Consider the following 4,474-nt stretch of genomic DNA (forward strand, 5'->3'; position numbering starts at 1 on the left):
CGAGCGCGATCGGCGCCGTCGGCTGCCGCTGCCCCGCCGGCCTCGACTCCGGCGAGGACCCCGGGCGCTTCGTCGCCGCCGGCGGCGACGCCGTCACCGGCCTGCCCGCCGACCGGGGCTGGGACCTCGACGGCAGCTACGACCCCGACCCCGACGCCCCCGGCCGCACCTACGTGCGCGGCGGCGGATTCCTGCCCGGCATCGCCGACTTCGACGCCGCCTTCTTCGGCATCAACCCGCGCGAGGCCCTGGCGATGGACCCGCAGCAGCGCCTGCTGCTCGAAGTCGCCTGGGAGACCCTGGAGCGCGCCGGACTCGACCCCACCGCCCTGCGCGCCACCCCGACCGGCGTCTTCATCGGCACCCACGGCCAGGACTACGGCACCCAGGGCATCGGCGGCGCCGCCGACGAGGGCTACCTGGTCACCGGCAACGCGGGCAGCGTGCTCTCCGGCCGCCTCTCCTACGCCCTCGGCCTGGAGGGACCCGCGATCACCGTCGACACCGCCTGCTCCTCCTCGCTGGTCGCTCTGCACCTCGCCGCCCAGGCGCTCCGCGCCGGGGAGTGCACGCTGGCCCTGGCCGGCGGCGCCTCGGTGATGTCCACGCTCGAAGGCCTGGTCGGCTTCTCCCGGCAGCGCGGCCTCGCCGCCGACGGCCGGAGCAAGGCCTTCGCCGACGCCGCCGACGGGTTCGGGATGTCCGAGGGCGTGGGCCTGCTGCTGCTCGAACGGCTCTCCGACGCCCGGCGGTTGGGGCACGAGGTGCTGGCCGTGGTCCGGGGTTCGGCCGTCAACCAGGACGGTGCGTCCAACGGTCTGACCGCCCCGAACGGTCCCTCGCAGGAGCGGGTCATCCGGGCAGCCCTCGCCAACGCCAGGCTGACGGCCGCCGACGTCGACGCCGTCGAGGCGCACGGCACCGGCACCCCGCTCGGCGACCCGATCGAGGCACACGCCCTGCTCGCCACCTACGGCAAGGACCGCCCGGCCGAACAGCCGCTCTGGCTCGGGTCGGTGAAGTCCAACATCGGCCACACCCAGGCCGCCGCCGGTGCGGCCGGCGTGATCAAGATGGTCGAGGCGCTGCGCCACGGCGTACTGCCGCAGACCCTCCACATCGACGCGCCCTCCTCGCACATCGACTGGTCCTCGGGCGGCATCGCCCTGCTCACCGAGCAGCGGGCCTGGTCGGCGGCCGACCGCCCGCGCCGGGCCGGCGTCTCGGCGTTCGGTGTGAGCGGGACGAACGCGCACGTGATCCTGGAGCAGGCGGAGCCGGTCGGCGCCGCCGAGCCCATCGACGGAGCAGCAACGCCCGCTGACGCCGGGGAGAACGTGGTCCCCTGGGTGGTCTCGGCCGCGTCGGAGGCGGCGCTGCGTCAGCAGGCCGCGCGGCTGGCGGCCTTCGCGGAGGGGCAGCCGGCGCCGGACCTCGCCGCCACCGCCCGGGCACTCGTCACCGCGCGCACCCGGTTCACCGAGCGTGCCGTGGCCGTCGGCGCCGACCGGGCCGCGCTCGTCGCCGCCCTGAAGGCCCTGGCCGAGGGGGAGGCCGCGGCCGGGCTGGTGTCCGGTCGGGCGGAGGTGAGTGGTCGGTCGGTGTTCGTCTTCCCGGGTCAGGGTTCCCAGTGGGCTGGGATGGGCCGTCGACTGCTCGCCGAGTCCGTGGTCTTCGCGGAGGCGCTCGGTGAGGTCGACAGGGCCTTGAAGCCCTATGTCGACTGGTCGTTGCTGGATGTGGTGAACCAGGTGCCGGGTGCCGCCTCGCTGGACCGGGTGGATGTGGTGCAGCCGGTGTCGTTCGCGGTGAACGTCGCGCTGGCGCGCCTCTGGGCGTCGCTGGGTGTGGTGCCGGACGCGGTGGTCGGCCACTCCCAGGGCGAGATCGCGGCGGCGCACGTCGCCGGGATCCTCTCCCTGGATGACGCCGCCGCTGTGGTGGCGCTGCGGTCGCAGGCCATTGCCCGTGGTCTGGCCGGACGCGGCGGGATGGTCTCGGTCGGGCTGCCGCTCGCCGAGGTGGCCGACCGGCTCCCCGCCGGGGTCGAGGTCGCGGCCGTGAACGGCCCCTCCTCGGTCGTGGTGGCCGGTGACCCGGCGGGTCTGGACACGCTCGTCGTCTCGTACGAGGAGCAGGGCGTGCGCGTGCGGCGGATCGCCGTCGACTACGCCTCGCACACCTCGCACGTGGAGTCGATCGAGGCCGAACTCGCCGAGCTGCTGGGCTCCGTGAAGCCCCAGCCCGCCGCGATCCCCTTCCTCTCCACCGTCGAGGGCCGCTGGCTGGAGGGCCCGGAGCTGGATGCCGGGTACTGGTACCGCAACCTGCGGCAGACCGTCCGCTTCGCCGACGCCGTCGAGACCCTGGCCGGTGACGGTTTCCGGGCCTTCGTCGAGGTCAGCGCGCACCCCGTGCTCGCCCACGGCATCGTCGAGGCCCTGGAGGAGGCCGTCCAGGCGCCGACCGTCGTCACCGGGACCCTGCGGCGCGAGGACGGCGGCTGGGACCGCGTCCTGCTCGCCGCCGCCGAACTCCACGTGCACGGCCTGTCCGTGGACTGGTCCACGGCCCACGCCGGAGCCGGCACCGTCCGTCCCTCCGAACTGCCCACCTACGCCTTCCAGCACCAGCGCTTCTGGCTGGAGCCCGTGGCCGCCACCGGTGACGTGACCGCGTTCGGGGTCGCCGCCGCCGAGCACCCGCTGCTCGGCACCCTGGTCGAACTGCCCGACGGGGGAGAGGTGTTCACCGGACGGCTGTCGATCCGATCGCACCCGTGGCTGGCCGGCCACGCCGTCTCCGGGACGGTCCTGCTGCCCGGCGCGGCCTTCCTCGAACTCGCCCTGCGGGCGGGGGAACGGACCGGTCTCGGCCGACTCGACGAACTGGTCGTCGAGGCGCCCGGGATCCTGCCCGAGCGCGGTGGCCTCCAGGTCCGTGTCACGGTCGACCCGGCCACCGCCGACGACGACCGCCGGGCCGTCCACGTGCACTCGCGGCCCGAGGACGCGGAGGGCGGCGGGTGGACCCGGCACGCCACCGGCTTCCTGGCGGCCGAGACCGCACCGGAGTTCGGCTACGAGGCGTGGCCGCCGGCCGGTGCGGAGCCGGTCGCCCTGGACGGCTTCTACGAGCGGCTGGCCGAGGCGGGTTACGAGTACGGCGACGCGTTCCGGGGCCTGCGGGCCGCCTGGCGGTCGGGCGAGGAGGTGTTCGCCGAGGTCGCGCTGCCGGAGGAACTGACGGACTCCGCCGGGCGGTTCGGACTGCACCCGGCCCTGCTGGACGCCGCCCTGCAGTCCGCCAACCTGGGCGCGGCGCCGGTGGCCGGACCGGGGGAGGTGCTGCTGCCGTTCGCCTGGAACGACGTGGCCCTGTACGCGTCCGGGGCCACCGCGCTGCGGGTGCACTCCCGCCGGGAGGGCCCGGACAGCGTCTCCTTCGCACTGACCGACCCGGTCGGCCGGCCCGTCGGGGCCGTCGGGGCGCTGGTCCTGCGGCCGGTGGCGCCCGAGCGGCTGTCCGGCGCCCGGGACACCGCCGCCGAGCACCTGTACCGCGTCGACTGGGCGCCCGCCGACCTGCCGCGGGCGGCGGACCGCCCGTCCGGGGACGATGTGCTCGACCTGACCCGCGTCCCCGAGGGGTTGTCGGTGCCGCGGGCGGCCCGGGCGCTCGTCGGCGCCGCGCTCGGCGGGATCCAGGAGCACCTGGCCGGTGACTCCACCGGCCCGCTCGCGGTCCTGACCGTGAACGGCGCCGGGGACCCGGCGGCGGCCGCCGTCCGGGGCCTGGTCCGCACCGCGCAGCTCGAACACCCGGGCCGGATCGTCCTGGTGGACACCGACGGCTCGGCGGTGCCCGCCTCACTGGTGGCCGACGCGCTCGCGTCCGGTGAACCCCATGTCGCCTGGCGCGACGGGACCGCGGTGGTGCCGCGCCTGGCGCGTGCCGAGGCGCGCACCGGTACCGGTCTGGTCCTGGATCCGGTGGGGACGGTGCTGGTGACGGGTGGTACGGGGACGTTGGGCGGGTTGGTGGCCCGGCATCTGGTGGAGTCGCACGGGGTGCGGCGGCTGCTGTTGGTGAGTCGTCGTGGTGTGGCGGCGCCGGGTGCGGCGGAGTTGGTGGCCGGGCTCGAGGCGCTGGGTGCCGAGGTGGAGGTGGTGGCCGCGGATGTGTCGGACCGTTCGGTGGTCGACGACCTGGTCCGTCGGGTCCCGGCGGAGCGTCCGCTGACGGCGGTGGTGCACACGGCCGGCGCGCTGGCCGACGGCGTCTTCGAGACGCGGTCGGCGGAGGAACTGGGGGAGGTGTTCGCCCCGAAGGCGGACGCGGCCTGGCACCTGCACGAGGCGACCGAGGGCCTGGGTCTGGCGGCCTTCGTCCTCTTCTCCTCCGGCGCGGGCGTGTTCGGCAGCGCCGGGCAGAGCCTGTACGGGTCGGCGAACGGCTTCCTGGACGGCCTGGC

General features: G+C 75.7%; 1 protein-coding gene. It reads left to right on the forward strand.

What is annotated here, in order from left to right:
• Positions 1-4,474, forward strand: a 4,474-nt coding sequence (locus tag ACFU7Z_RS36785; protein ID WP_380782414.1) for an SDR family NAD(P)-dependent oxidoreductase, incomplete at both ends; no start/stop codon positions are given.

The organism is Kitasatospora sp. NPDC057518 (assembly GCF_042802075.1).
Lineage (GTDB): Bacteria > Actinomycetota > Actinomycetes > Streptomycetales > Streptomycetaceae > Kitasatospora.